The sequence below is a fragment of the Streptomyces roseicoloratus genome (assembly GCF_004117935.1).
Lineage (GTDB): Bacteria > Actinomycetota > Actinomycetes > Streptomycetales > Streptomycetaceae > Streptomyces > Streptomyces roseicoloratus.
This window is the reverse complement of sequence record NZ_SDOY01000137.1, coordinates 14,112-30,264: the sequence shown is the minus strand read 5'-3', so window position 1 is coordinate 30,264 and position 16,153 is coordinate 14,112. Positions and strand designations below refer to the sequence as shown.

General features: G+C 71.6%; 18 protein-coding genes, 1 tRNA gene and 1 riboswitch. Of the genes, 6 read left to right on the top strand and 13 right to left on the bottom strand.

Annotated elements, in window-relative coordinates; all coding sequences use genetic code 11:
- Nucleotides 1–26: 26 nt before the first annotated feature.
- Nucleotides 27–887: a hypothetical protein gene (locus tag ESG85_RS21195; protein WP_128981584.1), complete on the bottom strand. Its 861-nt coding sequence runs from the start codon at nucleotides 885–887 to the stop codon at nucleotides 27–29.
- Nucleotides 888–938: 51 nt separating this feature from the next.
- A complete protein-coding gene (locus tag ESG85_RS21190; RefSeq protein ID WP_128981582.1) occupies nucleotides 939–2,207 on the bottom strand; it encodes a DUF445 domain-containing protein in 1,269 nt (422 codons plus the stop codon).
- Nucleotides 2,208–2,604: 397 nt separating this feature from the next.
- Between ESG85_RS21190 and ESG85_RS21185 the strand changes: the two genes are divergently transcribed.
- The gene (locus tag ESG85_RS21185; protein WP_128981580.1) at nucleotides 2,605–5,202 is read left to right on the top strand and encodes a transglycosylase domain-containing protein; all 2,598 of its coding nucleotides are present in this window, start codon (nucleotides 2,605–2,607) and stop codon (nucleotides 5,200–5,202) included.
- Nucleotides 5,203–5,315: 113 nt separating this feature from the next.
- Here the strand turns inward: ESG85_RS21185 and ESG85_RS21180 are convergent, their stop codons facing one another.
- The 3 genes from ESG85_RS21180 to ESG85_RS21170 all read right to left on the bottom strand — a co-directional run bounded on the left by ESG85_RS21180 (nucleotide 5,316) and on the right by ESG85_RS21170 (nucleotide 6,627).
- Nucleotides 5,316–5,636 (bottom strand): DMT family transporter, encoded by a 321-nt coding sequence (locus ESG85_RS21180; RefSeq protein ID WP_128981578.1) that lies wholly within the window; start codon nucleotides 5,634–5,636, stop codon nucleotides 5,316–5,318.
- A 35-nt stretch (nucleotides 5,637–5,671) separates the two neighbouring features.
- Nucleotides 5,672–5,738, bottom strand: a riboswitch (guanidine-III (ykkC-III) riboswitch).
- Nucleotides 5,739–5,913: 175 nt separating this feature from the next.
- Nucleotides 5,914–6,252, bottom strand: coding sequence for a GroES family chaperonin (locus ESG85_RS21175; protein WP_128981576.1), 339 nt, complete (start codon nucleotides 6,250–6,252; stop codon nucleotides 5,914–5,916).
- A 54-nt stretch (nucleotides 6,253–6,306) separates the two neighbouring features.
- The gene (locus tag ESG85_RS21170; protein ID WP_128981574.1) at nucleotides 6,307–6,627 is read right to left on the bottom strand and encodes a DUF3618 domain-containing protein; all 321 of its coding nucleotides are present in this window, start codon (nucleotides 6,625–6,627) and stop codon (nucleotides 6,307–6,309) included.
- A gap of 127 nt (nucleotides 6,628–6,754) precedes the next feature.
- On the opposite strand from ESG85_RS21170, the gene bcp reads away from it, so the two are divergent.
- Both bcp and ESG85_RS21160 read left to right on the top strand, forming a co-directional pair.
- Nucleotides 6,755–7,228 carry a thioredoxin-dependent thiol peroxidase gene (bcp, locus tag ESG85_RS21165; RefSeq protein WP_128981572.1) on the top strand — a complete coding sequence of 158 codons (474 nt, stop codon included), beginning with the start codon at nucleotides 6,755–6,757 and terminating at the stop codon, nucleotides 7,226–7,228.
- 54 nt (nucleotides 7,229–7,282) lie between these two features.
- Nucleotides 7,283–7,366: transfer RNA gene (locus tag ESG85_RS21160), tRNA-Leu, on the top strand.
- Between the two features lie 28 nt (nucleotides 7,367–7,394).
- On the opposite strand, the gene rdgB is transcribed toward ESG85_RS21160, so the two are convergent.
- The 4 genes from rdgB to ESG85_RS21140 form a co-directional block, all read right to left on the bottom strand.
- Entirely contained in the window at nucleotides 7,395–8,015 is a 621-nt protein-coding gene (rdgB, locus tag ESG85_RS21155; RefSeq protein WP_128981570.1) for an RdgB/HAM1 family non-canonical purine NTP pyrophosphatase, read from the bottom strand.
- Nucleotides 8,016–8,023: 8 nt separating this feature from the next.
- Nucleotides 8,024–8,410 carry a hypothetical protein gene (locus ESG85_RS21150; RefSeq protein ID WP_128981568.1) on the bottom strand — a complete coding sequence of 129 codons (387 nt, stop codon included), beginning with the start codon at nucleotides 8,408–8,410 and terminating at the stop codon, nucleotides 8,024–8,026.
- 89 nt (nucleotides 8,411–8,499) lie between these two features.
- On the bottom strand, nucleotides 8,500–9,231 hold the full coding sequence (gene rph, locus ESG85_RS21145; RefSeq protein ID WP_128981566.1) for a ribonuclease PH: 732 nt from the start codon (nucleotides 9,229–9,231) through the stop codon (nucleotides 8,500–8,502).
- Between the two features lie 254 nt (nucleotides 9,232–9,485).
- A complete protein-coding gene (locus tag ESG85_RS21140; RefSeq protein ID WP_128981564.1) occupies nucleotides 9,486–9,719 on the bottom strand; it encodes a PTS sugar transporter subunit IIB in 234 nt (77 codons plus the stop codon).
- Nucleotides 9,720–9,915: 196 nt separating this feature from the next.
- Between ESG85_RS21140 and ESG85_RS21135 the strand changes: the two genes are divergently transcribed.
- On the top strand, nucleotides 9,916–11,223 hold the full coding sequence (locus ESG85_RS21135) for a PTS transporter subunit EIIC (protein ID WP_128981562.1): 1,308 nt from the start codon (nucleotides 9,916–9,918) through the stop codon (nucleotides 11,221–11,223).
- Nucleotides 11,224–11,567: 344 nt separating this feature from the next.
- Nucleotides 11,568–12,833 (top strand): PTS transporter subunit EIIC, encoded by a 1,266-nt coding sequence (locus ESG85_RS21130; RefSeq protein WP_128981560.1) that lies wholly within the window; start codon nucleotides 11,568–11,570, stop codon nucleotides 12,831–12,833.
- 108 nt (nucleotides 12,834–12,941) lie between these two features.
- On the opposite strand, the gene ESG85_RS21125 is transcribed toward ESG85_RS21130, so the two are convergent.
- Nucleotides 12,942–13,694, bottom strand: a complete 753-nt coding sequence (locus ESG85_RS21125) for an MBL fold metallo-hydrolase (protein ID WP_128981558.1) — start codon at nucleotides 13,692–13,694, stop codon at nucleotides 12,942–12,944.
- A 199-nt stretch (nucleotides 13,695–13,893) separates the two neighbouring features.
- On the opposite strand from ESG85_RS21125, the gene ESG85_RS21120 reads away from it, so the two are divergent.
- Nucleotides 13,894–14,367, top strand: coding sequence for a type II toxin-antitoxin system PemK/MazF family toxin (locus ESG85_RS21120; protein WP_128981556.1), 474 nt, complete (start codon nucleotides 13,894–13,896; stop codon nucleotides 14,365–14,367).
- A 235-nt stretch (nucleotides 14,368–14,602) separates the two neighbouring features.
- On the opposite strand, the gene ESG85_RS21115 is transcribed toward ESG85_RS21120, so the two are convergent.
- The 3 genes from ESG85_RS21115 to ESG85_RS35075 all read right to left on the bottom strand — a co-directional run bounded on the left by ESG85_RS21115 (nucleotide 14,603) and on the right by ESG85_RS35075 (nucleotide 16,124).
- A complete protein-coding gene (locus ESG85_RS21115) occupies nucleotides 14,603–15,553 on the bottom strand; it encodes a PLP-dependent cysteine synthase family protein (RefSeq protein ID WP_128981554.1) in 951 nt (316 codons plus the stop codon).
- A gap of 14 nt (nucleotides 15,554–15,567) precedes the next feature.
- Nucleotides 15,568–15,846, bottom strand: coding sequence for a MoaD/ThiS family protein (locus ESG85_RS21110; RefSeq protein WP_128981552.1), 279 nt, complete (start codon nucleotides 15,844–15,846; stop codon nucleotides 15,568–15,570).
- 104 nt (nucleotides 15,847–15,950) lie between these two features.
- Nucleotides 15,951–16,124: a putative leader peptide gene (locus ESG85_RS35075; RefSeq protein WP_164986287.1), complete on the bottom strand. Its 174-nt coding sequence runs from the start codon at nucleotides 16,122–16,124 to the stop codon at nucleotides 15,951–15,953.
- Nucleotides 16,125–16,153 lie beyond the last annotated feature (29 nt).

The following is a 16,153-nucleotide window of genomic DNA, read 5'->3' as shown; positions in this document are numbered from 1 at the left end:
GACCGGCGGCCTGCCGTACCGGTTCGTCAGGCGTCGTCGGGTTCGTACGGCGGGATGGTCCATCGCAGCACCGTCTGCCCCGAATCGTCGGCTTCGAGCGTGACCGGGTAGACCTGGCCCGCCTGCCGCTCCCCGCGGTGTCTGATCGAGTGGTCGCCGGGGTCCCACTCGATCGCGAGGACCTGACTGCCGCCGACCTCGATCGCGCCCGCGCGGAGCGGGTGGTGCCGGCCCGCCCGCCGGGAGCGGTGGTGGTCGGTGTGCTTGTCGACCGCCACCACGAGGCCCCGGCCGTGGCAGTGCCGGTCGCACCAGGCGGTGAGTTCTGCCGCGTGCGCGGTCGCCTCCGCGAGCGGCAGGTCCAGCCACCCGTGCGGGCCCTCGACCCCGTACTGCGCGATGCGCTCACCGCCGAACCGCGCATACGCCGCGTCCTCGTGCAGGCCCCAGTAGGAGACGTCGGCCAGCCCGTCAGCCGGCTCGCCCTCGTCCCCCGTCCACGTGTCCAGCCCGACGGCGTCGCCGATCACCATGCCGCACCGGTCGACGGGGAGGTCCCCGAGGCGAACCGGCGCCGTCCGGTTCGCGTTCCCGGGCCACGGCAGACCGAGACCCATCTCCAGGGTCGCGATCGTCGGTTCCTCGTCGAACGGGGACGGCGAGGTGGTGGCTCGCACCGGCAGCGGCCGGTCGGCGGCGGCCGGGACCACGACGGCCTCGCACCACCCGTCGCGAAGGTGGCCGCCCCCTGAGGCCGCGGCCTCCTCGGCACGTACGGACAGAGGCCGACCCAGTTCCGGCCACTGGTCGATCCACCCGGCCATGCCGAGCACCAGCACACCCGACGGCGCAGTGACCTTGCCCAGGTCGACGAAGTTCTCGGACATGCGCCGATTATGGGCTGTGGGTATGACAGCGGCCCGGGCCGGGCCGGCCCCCTATCCCCCCGCCGCCCTGCTCACCGTATGGATCGCCAGCCCCGCCAGCGCGCCCACCACCGTGCCGTTGATGCGGATGAACTGGAGGTCGCGGCCGATGTTGGCCTCGATCTTCTTCGAGGTCTGGGTGGCGTCCCAGCCGGCGACGGTGTCCGTGATCAGGGACGTGATCTCGGTGCGGTACGTGGTGACGACGTACGCCGCCGCGTCCTCCGCCCAGCCCTCGACCTTCGTCTGCAGGCGGGTGTCCGTCGACAGGCGGGTGCCCAGCGAGATCAGGGACGCGCGGGCGCGGCGGCGGAGCTGGCTCCGGTCGTCCTCCGCCGCGGACAGGATCAGCGTGCGGACCGACGACCACGCCGAGGCGATGATGTCCTGGACCTCCGGGCGGGCCAGCAGCTCGGACTTGAGGCGTTCCACACGGGCCCGCGTGTCCGTGTCGGCCTGGAGGTCGGCCGCGAAGTCCGTCAGGAAGCGGTCGATCGCGCCACGGGCCGGGTGCCCCGGCATGTCCCGCATCTCCGTCACGAAGCGGAGCAGTTCCCGGTAGACGCGGTCCCCGACCTTCCTGTCCACGAAGCGTGGGGTCCAGCCCGGCGCCCCGCCCTCGATCGCCTCCATCACCGAGTCCCGGTGCGTCACCAGCCAGTCGTGCGCCCGGCCACAGATCAGGTCGACGGCGCGGCGATGGGCGCCGTCGTCCACGATCCGCTCCAGCGTCTTGCCCAGGCCCGGCCCCACCTCCGCCGCCTCCGCCCGGCGCGTGATCGCCTCCCCCACCACCGCCTGCACGTCCGAGTCCCGCAGCACGGTGAGCGCGCCCCGCAGCGCCGTCGCCAGTTCCGAGGTGACCCGGTCCGCGTGCGCCGGGTCCGCCAGCCACTCCCCCAGACGGCGCGCGATGCCGAAGCCGCGCAGCCGGCCCCGTACGACATCGGCCGACAGGAAGTTCTCGCCGACGAACGTGCCCAGCGAAGCTCCCAGCTGGTCCTTCTTCGTCGGGATGATCGCGGTGTGCGGGATCGGCAGCCCCAGCGGGCGCCGGAACAGCGCCGTCACCGCGAACCAGTCCGCCAGCGCACCCACCATCCCCGCCTCAGCGGCGGCCGCCACATAGCCCGCCCACGCGCCCGCGCCCGCGTTCTCGCCCCAGGTCGCCAGCGCGTAGACCGCCGCCACTCCCGCGAGCAGGCCCGTCGCCAGGCGCTTCATCCGGCGGACGCCCCGGCTCTTCTCCTCGTCCGCGGCCGTGTACTGGAAGCTCACCATCGCACCGTCACCCCACCTCCCTACCTGACTGACTCCTCAGCCGCACGACTAGTTCCTCCCTGCTCCACCCGATCCACCCGATCCGCCCGATCCGCCGCCCGATCCGCCGCCCATTCCCCCGCCCGTTCGCCCTCCCGTTCGCCTTCCTGCCCTCCGGCCCGCTCACCCGCCCGTTCACTCACCCGTTCACTCGCCCGTTCGCCCTCCTGCTCCCCGGCCCGCTCACCCGCCCGTTCTCCCGCCTGCTCACCCCCGCCCCTCCCCTCCGCCCCTCCCCCCGCCCGTTCCGCGCGTCCCTCCGTTCGCATCAAAGGCGCCGCCCTCCGTAGGGCGGACGACGGAGCCGAGTCGAGTCGTTTTGCAGACTTTCGGCACCTCGCATGCAGGATGTACGTTTATGTCCCCTTCATCCGGTATGCCCTCCGACACCAGCGAGGTCCTGCCACCCGCGCCGGCGGCCTGGGAGCCACGGGACCCGACCGTTCCCGCCACGCCTCCGCCGCGCCGGAAGCGCCCGCCCCGCCGGCGCCGCGGCGGGCGCTTCCGGCGCCTCCTGCGGTGGCTGGTCGGCCTCGCGTTCCTCGGCGCGCTGCTCCTCCTCGGCGGTCTCGTCGCCGGCTACCTCCTCGTGGACATCCCACCCGCCAACGCCACCGCGGTCGCCCAGTCCAACCTCTTCCTCTACCGCGACGGCACCCAGCTCGCCCGGGCCGGCGAGGTCGACCGCGAGAACGTCAGCCTGTCGCGGGTCCCGCTCACCGTGCAGCACGCCGTGCTCGCCGCCGAGGACCGCGACTTCCACACCTCACCCGCCGTCGACCCGCGCGCCATGCTCCGCGCCACCTGGAACACCCTCACCGGCAAGGGCCGCCAGTCCGGCTCCACGATCACCCAGCAGTACGTCAAGAACTACTACCTCGGCCAGGAACAGACCCTCACCCGCAAGGCCAAGGAGTTCTTCATCGCCCTCCGGCTCGGCCGCGAGAAGGACAAGGCCGAGATCCTCGAGGGCTACCTGAACACCAGCTACTTCGGCCGCAACGCCTACGGCATCCAGGCCGCCGCCCGCGCCTACTACGGCAAGGACGCCGAGGACCTCGACACCGCCGAAGGCGCGTACCTCGCCTCGCTGCTCAACGCACCGAACGCGTACGACGTCGCCACCCACCCCGAGAACCGCGAACGCGCCCTGGCCCGCTGGCGCTACGTCCTCGACGGCATGGTCGGCGAGGGCTGGCTCTCCAAGGCCGGGCGCGCCGCCGCCGTGTTCCCCGCCCCGCAGCCCGCCCGCGCCTCCGCCGGGCTCTCCGGGCAGCGCGGCTACCTCGTCCAGGCCGTCGAGCAGTACCTCACCGAGGCCGGCGTCGTCGACGAGAAGACCCTGGCCGCGGGCGGATTCCGGATCACCACCACCCTGGAACGGGCCCGGCAGGACGCCTTCGTGAAGGCCGTCGACGAGGTCGTGAACTCCAGGCTCGACCCCGAGCACCGGCCCGCCGACCGCTCCGTACGGGTCGGCGGCGCCGCCGTCGAGCCGTCGACCGGCAAGGTCGTGGCCCTCTACGGCGGCATCGACTACACCCGCCAGTTCGTCAACAACGCGACCCGCCGCGACTACCAGGTCGGCTCCACCTTCAAACCCTTCGTCCTCACCGCCGCGTTCCAGCACGGCGCCCAGACGCAGGAGGGCGAGCGGATCACCCCCGACACCCTGTACGACGGCGACAACCGCCGCCCGGTGCAGGGCTGGAGCGGCGCCCCCTACGACCCGGCCAACGAGGACGACGCCAGCTACGGCCCCCTCACCGTGCGCTCGGCCACCGACCGGTCCGTGAACGCCGTGTACGCCCAGATGGCGGTCGACGTCGGCCCCTCCCGTGTACGGGACACGGCCGTGGCCCTCGGGCTGCCGCGGCGCACGCCCGACCTCACCGCCTCGCCGTCCATCGCGCTCGGCCCCGCCACCGCGAGCGTCCTGGACCTCGCCCGGGCGTACGCGACGCTCGCGAACCACGGCCGGCACGGCCCGTACACCCTGGTCGAGAGGATCACCCGCGACGAGGAGGAGTTCGCGCTGCCGGGCGACGACGGCTTCTCCGACCTCGCACGCCCCGAGGACGGCCCCGACGGCCCGCAGGACGGCCCGGACGAGAGCGAACACGACGGTGACGACCACGGCCGCCGCACCCGGCAGGTCGTCACCCGCGAGGCCGCCGACACCACCACGTCCGTCCTCCGCAGCGTCGTCCAGGGCGGCACCGGCACGGCGGCCCTGGCCGCCGGACGGCCCGCGGCGGGCAAGACCGGCACGGCCGAGGACGACAAGGCGGCCTGGTTCGCCGGCTACACGCCCGAACTCGCCACCGTCGTCGCGATGATGGGCCAGGACCCGGAGACCGGCCGCCAGCTGCCGCTGTACGGGGCGCTCGGACTGCCCCGGATCAACGGCGGCGGCGCACCCGCCGAGATCTGGGCCCGCTTCACCCGCGACGCGCTCGCCGGCGTCGCACCGAAGCAGTTCGACCTGAAGCTCATGGAGGGCGTCGAGGAGCCGCCCCTGCCCGACCAGCTGGACGGGACGGAAGGCCACGAGGTCCCGGGCGCGGGCCCGCCGGGACGCAGGCCGCAGCGACCGCGCCCCGGCGGTCCGGCCGGCCCGACCGTGCCCACCGGTCCGACGGACCCGAGGATGCCCGTACGGGAGGCACGCGAGGTACGGGAAGCCCGCGAGGTACGGGAAGGGGCGCGCGCGGAGCCCGTACGGGAGGCCCCGCAGGCCCCGGCCCCCGCCCCGGCGGCAGGCCCCGAGCAGGTCCCGACCACGGCGGCCGAGGCCCCGCAGCCGCTCCGGCCGCCCGCGGAACAGGGCGGGCAGGACGGGCCGGGCGGGCAGGACGGACCGGGCGGACCGGGCGAACCCGACGGAGGCGCGGGAGGCCCGGGCGGTGACGGGCCCGGACAGGTCCCGCCCCTCGGCGCACCCTTCGGGCCGTAGCGGGCGCCGCGGGCGGGGCCACGGGCACGGCCGCAGGCGAGGCGAACAGCAGGGCGGCCGGCGAGGCGCAGGCGAGGCGGCCGGCGGGGCGGCCTCGCCGGCGGGAACAGCCGTCAGTGGCCCGAGGTCGCCTTGAGGCCCACCACCGCCACGAGCAGCAGACACACGAAGAAGATCCGGGCGGCGGTCGCCGGCTCACCGAGCACCACCATGCCGAGCACCGCCGCACCGGCCGCGCCGATGCCGACCCAGACGCCGTAGGCGGTACCGATGGGCAGGGTCTTGGCTGCCTGAGAGAGCAGCAGCATCGACGCGACGATGCCGGCCGCGGTGAAGACGCTGGGCCAGAGGCGGGTGAAGCCGTCGGTGTACTTCATGCCGATCGACCAGCCGACCTCGAGCAGACCGGCGACGACGAGGAGAACCCAGGCCATGACGACGAACACCTCCGCGAGACGGATCAACAAGGGGTGCGTCGTCTTGTCGTGAAACCCGGTACGGCGCGTCTCGTCGGGGTGCTTCCAGGGTAGCAAGGGACGGACGAAGGGCCTGGTGACAACGGTCACCAGGCCCTTCGCGCGGACGGCTGAGGCATCAGATGGGCCGGATCGGCCGGACCCGCTGGATCGGTCGGACCCGCCGGATCGGCCGGATCGGTAAGACCCGCCGGGTCGGCCGGCCCGCCGGATCGGTCGGATCCGCCGGACGGGTCTAGAGGTACAGTCCCGTCGAGTCCGTGGCGCCCTGGAAACGGTCGGCGGCGACCGCGTGCAGGTCGCGCTCGCGCATCAGGACGTAGGCCACGCCCCGTACCTCGACCTCGGCGCGGTCCTCGGGGTCGAACAGGACGCGGTCGCCGATCTCGACGGTCCGGACGTTCTGCCCGACCGCGACGACCTCGGCCCAGGCAAGGCGGCGGCCGACCGCCGCGGTCGCCGGGATCAGGATGCCGCCGCCGGAGCGCCGCTCACCTTCGGGGGTGTCGGTGCGGACCAGGACCCGGTCGTGCAGCATCCGGATGGGCAGCTTGTCGTGGGTGTTCTCGCTCACGGTCCGAACCTACCTGCCCGGGCGTGTCGTCCGTACGCCGGACGGGTCATCGGGTCATCCCCTGCGCTTGCGGGAGGACGTGACGAGCAGGCCGACCAGCGCGACGGCGACGAGGGCCACCGGCACCACGCGCTCCAGGCGCGGGGCGCCGTCCTCGTGGGTGAAGCGGACCTTCACGTCGGACACGACGCGGTTCACGGCGACGAACGCGCGACCGGCGGTGTGGTCGACGTGCGCGGCCACCTTGGCCTTGGCGTCGCCGACGATCGTCTTCGGGTGCATCCGAATGCCGATCTCGTCGAGCGTGACGGCGAGCTGCTCGCGCCGGCGGACGATGTCCGCCTCGATCTGCGCAGGGGTCCTGGCGTCCGACACCGCGCTGCCTCCGTGGTCGTGTGTTCCGGTCGTCGACGGACAGTCTGTCAGCTTCCTCCGCCGCGGGTCGTCCCCGACCCCCATTAGGCTCTCATCGCGTAAGCGAGATTTCCCGAGGAGACCAGCCATGAGCGAGCGACTGCAGCCCGGCGACACCGCCCCCGCCTTCACCCTGCCCGACGCGGACGGCAACGAGGTCTCGCTCGCGGACCACGCGGGCCGCAAGGTCATCGTCTACTTCTACCCGGCCGCGCTGACGCCCGGCTGCACCAAGCAGGCGTGCGACTTCACGGACAACCTGGAGCTGCTGGCAGGCGCCGGCTACGACGTCATCGGCGTCTCGCCGGACAAGCCGGAGAAGCTGGCGAAGTTCCGCGAGAAGGAGAACCTCAAGGTCACGCTGGTGGGTGACCCGGAGAAGAAGGTCCTGGAGGCGTACGGCGCCTTCGGCGAGAAGAAGCTCTACGGCAAGGTCGTCACGGGCGTCATCCGCTCCACGATCGTCGTCGACGAGGAGGGCAAGGTCGAACGCGCCCTCTACAACGTGAAGGCCACCGGCCACGTCGCCAAGATCATCAAGGATCTGAAGATCGAGGCCTGACCCGCGGCGGTCTGTGAGCAGGGCTGCCCGGCCAGTAGCATGACCGGGCAGCGAGCGGCCGTGGTGGAATTGGCAGTCACGCTGGGTTTAGGTCCCAGTGGGGTAACACCCGTGGGGGTTCGAGTCCCCCCGGCCGCACTTACGACACGTACGGCACGTCCCGCGCCTACGAGGCCTGTGGCGTCCGCGCCAGAAGTTCCCGCACCACCGGGACCAGGGCCCTGAACGCCTTGCCGCGGTGGCTGATCGCGTTCTTCTGGGCCGGGGTGAGTTCCGCGCAGGTCACCTCGTAGCCCTCCGGCTGGAGGATCGGGTCGTAGCCGAAGCCGTTGGTGCCGGTGGGTGCGTGGCGGAGGGTGCCGGGGAGGCGGCCTTCGACGACGCGTTCCGTGCCGTCCGGCAACGCCAGGGCCGCCGCGCAGGCGAAGTGGGCGCCGCGGTGGGCGTCGTCGATGTCGGCGAGTTGGGCGAGGAGCAGGTTCAGGTTGGCCTTGTCGTCGCCGTGGGTGCCGGCCCAGCGGGCGGAGAAGATGCCGGGGGCACCGTTCAGGACGTCGACGCAGAGGCCGGAGTCGTCGGCGACGGCGGGCAGGCCGGTGGCCCTGGCCAAGGCGTGGGCCTTGAGCAGGGCGTTCTCGGCGAAGGTGACGCCGGTTTCCTTGACGTCGGGGATCTCGGGGTACGCGTCCGCGCCGACGAGTTCGAGGTCGAGGCCTGCGTCGGCGAGGATTGCGTGGAGTTCGGTGATCTTGCCCGCGTTGCGGGTGGCGAGGATCAGACGGGTCATGTCCCCGATTATCCGGGGGTGCAGACCTTGCCCACCTCGGTGGCCGCGTCGGTGACCGGCTTGATGTCGGGCGTGGTGTCGCCGTTCTTGACCGCCGTGCGGACGGATTCGACGCCCTTGGTGAGGTCGTCGACGGCCTTGGACAGGTCCGCGTCGCCCGTCGTGTTCTTGAGGTTGCCCAGCTCGGTGTCGATGCTGTTGAGGGCTTCCTCGATCTGGGTCGGGTCGTTGGAGGCGTTGCTCACGGCCTGCGAGAGCTTGTCGACGGACGTGGCGATGGCGTCGGCCGTCTTGATGCAGTCCGCGGCCTTGTCGAGCGCTCCGCAGCCGGTCAGGCCGGTGACTGCGAAGGCGGCCGTGGCAGCGGCGAGGGCTATGGTGCGGCGGCGCTTCACGTTCGGGTCCTCCCCCTACGTACGTACAGACATGGACGGGGCGCACGGTTCGACCCGTGCGCCCGTGTCATGAAGGACGCGGTGGCGTCCTACAGAGTTCCTTCGAGGGCCTTGCGCTGGATCTCGGCGAGTTCGGCGCAGCCGCCGGACGCGAGGTCGAGGAGGGCGTTGAGCTCCTTGCGGTCGAAGGGCTCGGCCTCGGCGGTGCCCTGGACCTCGACGAAGCGGCCGTCGCCGGTGCAGACGACGTTCATGTCGGTGTCGGCCCTGACGTCTTCCTCGTAGCAGAGGTCGAGGAGGGGCACGCCGTCGACGATGCCGACGGAGACGGCGGCGACGGTGCCGGTGAGGGGCTTGCGGCCGGCCTTGACGAGCTTCTTGCCCTGGGCCCAGGCGACGGCGTCGGCGAGTGCCACGTACGCGCCGGTGATGGCGGCGGTGCGGGTGCCGCCGTCGGCCTGGAGGACGTCGCAGTCGAGGACGATGGTGTTCTCGCCGAGCGCCTTGTAGTCGATGACGGCGCGCAGGGAGCGGCCGATGAGGCGGGAGATCTCGTGGGTGCGGCCGCCGATCTTGCCGCGGACGGATTCGCGGTCGCCGCGGGTGTTGGTGGAGCGGGGGAGCATGGAGTACTCGCCGGTGACCCAGCCTTCGCCGCTGCCCTTGCGCCAGCGGGGTACGCCTTCGGTGACGGAGGCGGTGCAGAAGACCTTCGTGTCGCCGAAGGCGATGAGGACGGAGCCCTCGGCGTGCTTGCTCCATCCGCGTTCGATGGTGACGGGGCGGAGCTGTTCGGGCGTACGGCCGTCGATACGAGACATGCCTTGAGCGTAGCGGTGCGACGGAGGGCGTTGTTCCGGGATCCGGGCCGATGCCGGTGGACCTGCTCCGCGTAGGACCGAGGGAGTCGCCGGGCGGCGGCCGAGGGGCGGCCGGCGGACCCAGGAGACGACCGGGGGGCGGCGGGGGACGACCGGGGGCGGCCGAGAGACGACCGAGGGGCCCGTTCCCCTGCCGGAACGGGCCCCTTGGCGATGTGAGCGGCGGCGTCGGCCGCTCGGCCGGTGTCAGCCGGTCACATCATGTCTTCGATCTCGCCGGCGATCGGGTCGGCGTCGGTGCCGATGACGACCTGGATGGCGGTGCCCATCTTCACGACGCCGTGGGCGCCGGCGGCCTTGAGAGCGGCCTCGTCGACGAGGCTGGCGTCGGCCACCTCGGTGCGGAGCCGGGTGATGCAGCCTTCGACCTCTTCGATGTTGTCGATGCCGCCGAGGCCGGCGACGATCTTCTCAGCCTTGCTGGCCATATGTCTCTCCCTGTCCGTTCTGCGCACCGGTGGTCCGCGTTGTCACGGTAACCCACGGTTGGCCCAACCTCGCGAGCGGATGCGGCCGTTCTGCCGAATGATGACGATCACCGGCGGCCCGCCCCCGCACGACCACCGGGACCCTACCGCAACTGGTCTACACCAGTATGCATCCGCAGCCCCCAGGAGGATGCCGATGAGCAGCGCCAGCGCCAGCGCCACCGCCGGATCGAGGAGGCCGACCTGGGGCGGCTTCTTCCAGGGGCTGCAGAAGATGGGGCGCAGCCTTCAGCTGCCCATCGCGGTCCTTCCGGCAGCCGGCATCATCAACCGGCTCGGCCAGCCCGACGTGTTCGGTGCGGACGGTCTGGGCTGGGACAACGTCGCCAAGGTGATGGACGGCGCGGGCGGTGCGCTGCTCGACGGCAGCCTGGGCCTTCCGCTGCTGTTCTGCATCGGCGTGGCGATCGGCATGGCGAAGAAGGCGGACGGTTCGACCGCGCTGGCGGCGGTGGTCGGCTTCCTCGTCTACTTCAACGTGCTGCGCCAGTTCCCGGAGGACTGTCCGCCGGGGACGCAGGACATCGACGGCGGCTGCCTCGGCACGGACGACTCGTTCGCCGGGTACACGTATCAGAACCCGGGTGTGTTCGGCGGCATCATCATGGGTCTGTTCGCGGCGTACCTGTGGCAGCGGTTCCACCGGACGAAGCTGGTGGACTGGCTGGGCTTCTTCAACGGCCGGCGGCTGGTGCCGATCATCATGGCGTTCGTCGGCATCGCCTTCGCCTCGCTGTGCCTGTGGGTCTGGCCGCCGATCGGTGACGCGCTGGAGAGCTTCAGCGACTGGCTGGTGGGCCTCGGCGCCTGGGGTTCGGGCATCTTCGGCGTGGCGAACCGCGCGCTCCTGGTGATCGGTCTGCACCAGTTCCTGAACGTGCCGATCTGGTTCCAGTTCGGTTCGTACACCAAGCCGGACGGGGAGGTGGTGCACGGCGACATCACGATGTTCCTGGCGGGCGACCCGGAGGCCGGTCAGTTCACCACCGGCTTCTTCCCCATCATGATGTTCGCGCTGCCGGCGGCGGCGCTGGCGATCACCCACTGCGCCAAGCCGCACCGGCGCAAGGAGGTGGGCGGCATGATGCTGTCGGTGGCGCTGACCTCGTTCGTCACGGGCATCACCGAGCCGATCGAGTACTCGTTCCTCTTCATCGCGCCGCTGCTGTACGCGGTCCACGCCGTCCTGACCGGTGTGTCGATGGCGCTGACCTGGGCGCTGGGCGTGAAGGACGGGTTCAGCTTCTCGGCGGGACTGATCGACTACGTGATCAACTGGAACCTGGCGACGAAACCGTGGCTGATCATCCCGATCGGTCTGGGCTTCGCCCTCGTCTATTACGTGATCTTCCGCTTCGCCATCACCAAGTTCGACCTTCCGACGCCCGGGCGCGAGCCGGAGGAGCTGGAGGAGCAGATGGAACGGGACGTCACGAAGCCGTAGCCCGTACGCGGCGAGACCACGGCGGGACCGAGACCGGGTATCCGAACCGAACGACCGAAGGCCGGAGGCGGGAAAAGCCCGGGGAACGGGCACCGGAAACCCACCGCAAGACCGGCATTCGAAGGCCCCTGGACCTGTCGTCCAGGGGCCTTCCGTCGCGCGCCGTCCGGCTCGGGCCGAGCCGGAGAAATTCACAGGTTCCTTATCTAAGTCTCACGTGCTACAACTGGTCTACACCACTCATTGGTGTAGACCACGCGGTCGCAGACCACCGCGTTCCCGAGACGCCGCCGTCACCCCCGTAGGACCTGTCCCCGGCGGCGCCTTGCCCACTGGAGGAAGTTGTGTCTACGGCAACCGCCGCTCCCGCGGCCGACAAGAAGAAGGGCGGCGGCGTGATGGCCGTCATGCAGCGCATCGGCCGCAGCCTCATGCTGCCGGTCGCGGTGCTGCCCGCCGCCGCGCTTCTGGTCCGTTTCGGCCAGCCCGACATGCTCGGCAGGGAATCCTTCCCGGAGTTCATCACCAAGATCGCCGGCTATATGAACGCCGGCGGCAGCGCCCTGCTCGACAACATGGCGCTGCTGTTCGCCGTCGGCATCGCGATCGGCTTCGCGAAGAAGTCGGACGGCTCCACCGCCCTCGCGGCCGTGGCCGGTTACCTGGTCTTCAAGAGCGTGCTCGGCACCTTCACGGACAGCAACCTGCCCAAGAAGGAAGCCATCGTCGACGGCAAGATCGTCCTCGTGGAGCAGGCGGTCGACGCCAAGGTGCTCGGCGGCGTGGTCATGGGCCTCATCGTCGCCCTCCTCTACCAGCGCTTCTACCGCACCAAGCTGCCGGACTGGGCCGGCTTCTTCGGTGGCCGCCGCCTCGTCCCGATCCTGTCCGCCTTCGCCGGTCTGCTCGCCGGCATCGTGTTCGGCCTGATCTGGCCGTGGCTCGGCTCCGGTCTGCACTGGTTCGGCGAGAGCCTGGTCAACTCCGGCGCCGTCGGCGCGGGCATCTTCGGTGTCGCCAACCGTGCGCTGATCCCGGTCGGCATGCACCACCTGCTGAACTCCTTCCCGTGGTTCCAGGCCGGGGAGTTCAACGGCAAGAGCGGCGACATCGCCCGCTTCCTGGCGGGCGACCCGTCCGCCGGACAGTTCATGACCGGCTTCTTCCCGATCATGATGTTCGCCCTCCCGGCGGCCTGCCTCGCGATCGTCCACTGCGCCCGTCCGGAGCGGCGCAAGGTCGTCGGCGGCATGATGTTCTCCCTCGCGCTCACCTCCTTCGTCACCGGTGTGACCGAGCCGATCGAGTTCACGTTCATGTTCATCGCCCCGGTGCTCTACGCGCTCCACGCGGTGCTGACCGGTGTCTCGATGGCGCTGACCTGGGCCCTGGGCATGAAGGACGGCTTCGGCTTCTCCGCCGGCGCGGTCGACTTCTTCCTCAACCTGGGCATCGCCTCGAACCCGTGGGGTCTGGCGCTGGTCGGCCTCTGCTTCGCCGGCGTCTACTACGTGGTCTTCCGCTTCGCGATCACCAAGTTCAACCTTCCGACGCCGGGCCGCGAGTCCGACGAGGAGCTCGCCGAGCTGGAGAAGGCGGAGGCGAAGTAGTCTCCCCCTCTTCTTCGCCTCGCACGCCGAAGCCCCCGCCCTTCTCTTCGAAGGCGGGGGCTTCGGCCGTCCGGCCGGGCGGGGCTTCGGCCCGCGCGGCCCGGATCCTCAGATCTCGTAGACCGCGCCCACCCGCGCGAGTTCCGCCGGGCCCGGGTAGACCTCGCGGGCGTCGGCCAGGTTGCGGGCGCCGTCCGTCCACGGCGGGATGTGGGTCAGGACCAGCCGGCCGACCCCGGCGCGGGCGGCGTGGGCACCGGCCTCGCGGCCGTTGAGGTGGAGGGCCGGGATGTCCTCCTTGCCGTGGGTGAAGGACGCCTCGCACAGGAACAGGTCGGCGCCCGCCGCCAGCTCGTCGAGGGAGTCGCAGACCCCGGTGTCACCCGAGTAGGCGAGCACCCGGCCGCCGTGCTCGACCCGGATGCCGAACGCCTCGACGGGATGCGCCACCTTCTCCGTACGGACCCGGAAGGGGCCGAGGTCGAAGGTGCCGGAGGACAGCGTCCGGAAGTCGAAGACCTCGCCCATCGCGCCGGCCGACGGCGTGTCCGCGTACGCCGTGGTCAGCCGCTGCTCGGCGCCCTCGGGGGCGTACACGGGCAGGGCGTCGCAGCGGCCGCCGTCGTGCCGGTAGTAACGGGCGACGAAGTAGCCGCACATGTCGATGCAGTGGTCGGCGTGCAGATGGCTGAGGAAGATCGCGTCGAGGTCGTAGAGACCGATGTGGCGCTGAAGCTCGCCGAGGGCGCCGTTGCCCATGTCGAGGAGCAGCCGGAAGCCGTCGGCCTCGACGAGGTAGCTCGAGCAGGCCGATTCCGCGGACGGGAACGACCCGGAGCAGCCGACGACGGTGAGCTTCATGGAGCGTGAACCTCCGTGGACGGGTGCGTAAGCGCGCTGAGAGGGGAGGTCGTGCGGTCAGTCGAGCGTACGGCGCGTGGCGGCCGGTCGCTCCTCCGTGGTGGCCGGTTGTGGGCGAACTCACGGGCCCTGTCACCGGTTCGGATGGATGGCGGGGCGTCGCGGCGTCGCGGCGTGCGCGGCGGTACCGTCTTGAGGTATGGACACGTCGTGGTGGCCCGCGCTGGTCGCGGTGGTGGTGCTCGCGCTCGTCGTGGCGATCGCCGACGGGCGGCGCCGGGCGGGCCGGCGGCCCGCGGGGCGTACCCGCCCGCCCGGCCGGCCGCCGAGGCCGGCGGGCCCGCGGGGGCGGGTGCCGGAGCGGCTGCCGCGGCCGGGTGAGATCTGGTGGGCGGACGTGCCCTTCGAGGACGGCCCGGGTTCGAAGGACCGGCCGTGCCTGGTCCTGGCCCTGCGCGGGGACCGCGCCCTGGTCGCCAAGATCACCAGCAAGTACCACGACGAGCGCCCGGGCGTGATCCCGCTGCCCCCCGGCTCGGTGGGCGACGCCCAGGGCCGCCCGAGCTTCCTGGAGACGGACGAGCTGCGGGACGTACGGGTGTGGGAGTTCCGCCGCAAGGTGGGAACGGCGGACCCGGTGATCTGGGACCAGGTCCGCCACCTGGCCCGGTAGGGGGCGGAGGCCCCGGAAGGGCCGAGGGCCTCCGAGGCCCGAGAGGCCCGAAGGGCCAAAGAACCCCGGAGGCCAAAGAACCCCCGGAGGGCCAAGGAACCCCGAAGGCCAAAGAGCCCCGGAGGGCCCGAGGGGTCTCAGACCCTCAACCCCGGAGCCCTCAATCCCGGAGCCCTCAATCCCGGAGCCCTCAGCCCCGGAGTTCTCGGACCGAGGGCTCTCGGGCCCGGCGCTCTCACGCCCAGAGCTGGCCCTGGAGCGTTTCGATGGCCTCTTCCGTCGTCTTGGCCGTGTAGACGCCCGTCGACAGGTACTTCCAGCCGCCGTCCGCGACCACGAAGACGATGTCGGCCTGCTCCCCCGCCTTCAGGGCCTTCCTGCCGACGCCGATGGCGGCGTGGAGGGCCGCGCCCGTCGAGACGCCCGCGAAGATGCCCTCCTGCTGCAGGAGCTCGCGGGTGCGGGTGACCGCGTCGGCGGAGCCGACGGAGAAGCGGGTGGTGAGGACGGAGGCGTCGTACAGCTCGGGGACGAAGCCCTCGTCGAGGTTGCGCAGGCCGTAGACGAGGTCGTCGTAGCGGGGTTCCGCGGCGACGATCTTGACGTCGGGCTTGTGCTCGCGCAGGTAGCGGCCGACGCCCATGAGGGTGCCGGTCGTGCCGAGGCCCGCCACGAAGTGGGTGACGGAGGGCAGGTCGGCGAGGATCTCCGGGCCGGTGGTGGCGTAGTGGGCGCCCGCGTTGGCCTCGTTGCCGTACTGGTAGAGCATCACCCAGTCGGGGTTCTGCTCCGCGAGCTCCTTGGCGACGCGTACGGCCGTGTTGGAGCCGCCGGCGGCCGGCGAGGGGACGATCTCGGCGCCCCACATGGCGAGCAGCTGCCGGCGCTCCTCGCTGGTGTTCTCCGGCATGACGCACACGATGCGGTAGCCCTTGAGCCGGGCCGCCATGGCGAGCGAGATGCCGGTGTTGCCGCTGGTCGGTTCGAGGATGGTGCAGCCGGGGGTGAGCCGGCCGTCCTTCTCGGCCTGCTCGATCATGTGGAGCGCGGGGCGGTCCTTGACCGAGCCGGTGGGGTTGCGGTCCTCCAGCTTGGCCCAGATGCGGACGTCGTCCGACGGGGAGAGCCTGGGCAGCCGGACCAGCGGCGTGTTGCCGACCGCCGCGAGCGGGGAGTCGTAACGCATCGGGTGCCGGCCGCTCAGACCATGCCGCCGGCGACGGCCGGCAGGATCGTCACGTTGTCGCCGTCCGAGAGCTTGGTGTCGATGCCGTCGAGGAAGCGGACGTCCTCGTCGTTGAGGTAGACGTTGACGAAGCGGCGCAGCTTGTCGCCGTCGACGATGCGGGCCTCGATCCCGGCGTGGCGGGACTCCAGGTCGGCGAGGAGCTCGGCGAGGGTCTCACCGCTGCCCTCGACGGCCTTGGCGCCGTCGGTGTAGGTGCGGAGGATGGTCGGGATGCGGACCTCGATGGCCATGGCGTGGGCTCCTGTCGGAAGGGGCGGGGCGGGTGGCGTGGTGGGCGCGCGCGTGGGGCCCCCGCGCGGCAGGGGGTCGTGCTGAGGTGCGCTCGGGCCGGTCGTCAGAGCTCGGCGCGAGAAGGACAGATCGCGCTGGCGAGTCGGCACAGGTCGACGTGCAGGCGTGCCGCGCCGCCTCCGAAGGCCCCGAGCAACGCGGAGGCGAACGGAGCGTCGGCGGACGTGGCGAGCAGGGCGGTGCTCGGCGTCTCTTCGCTCACGTCGTGGGAAACCATGCGGTCATCGTATCGATTCCCGGTCCGGG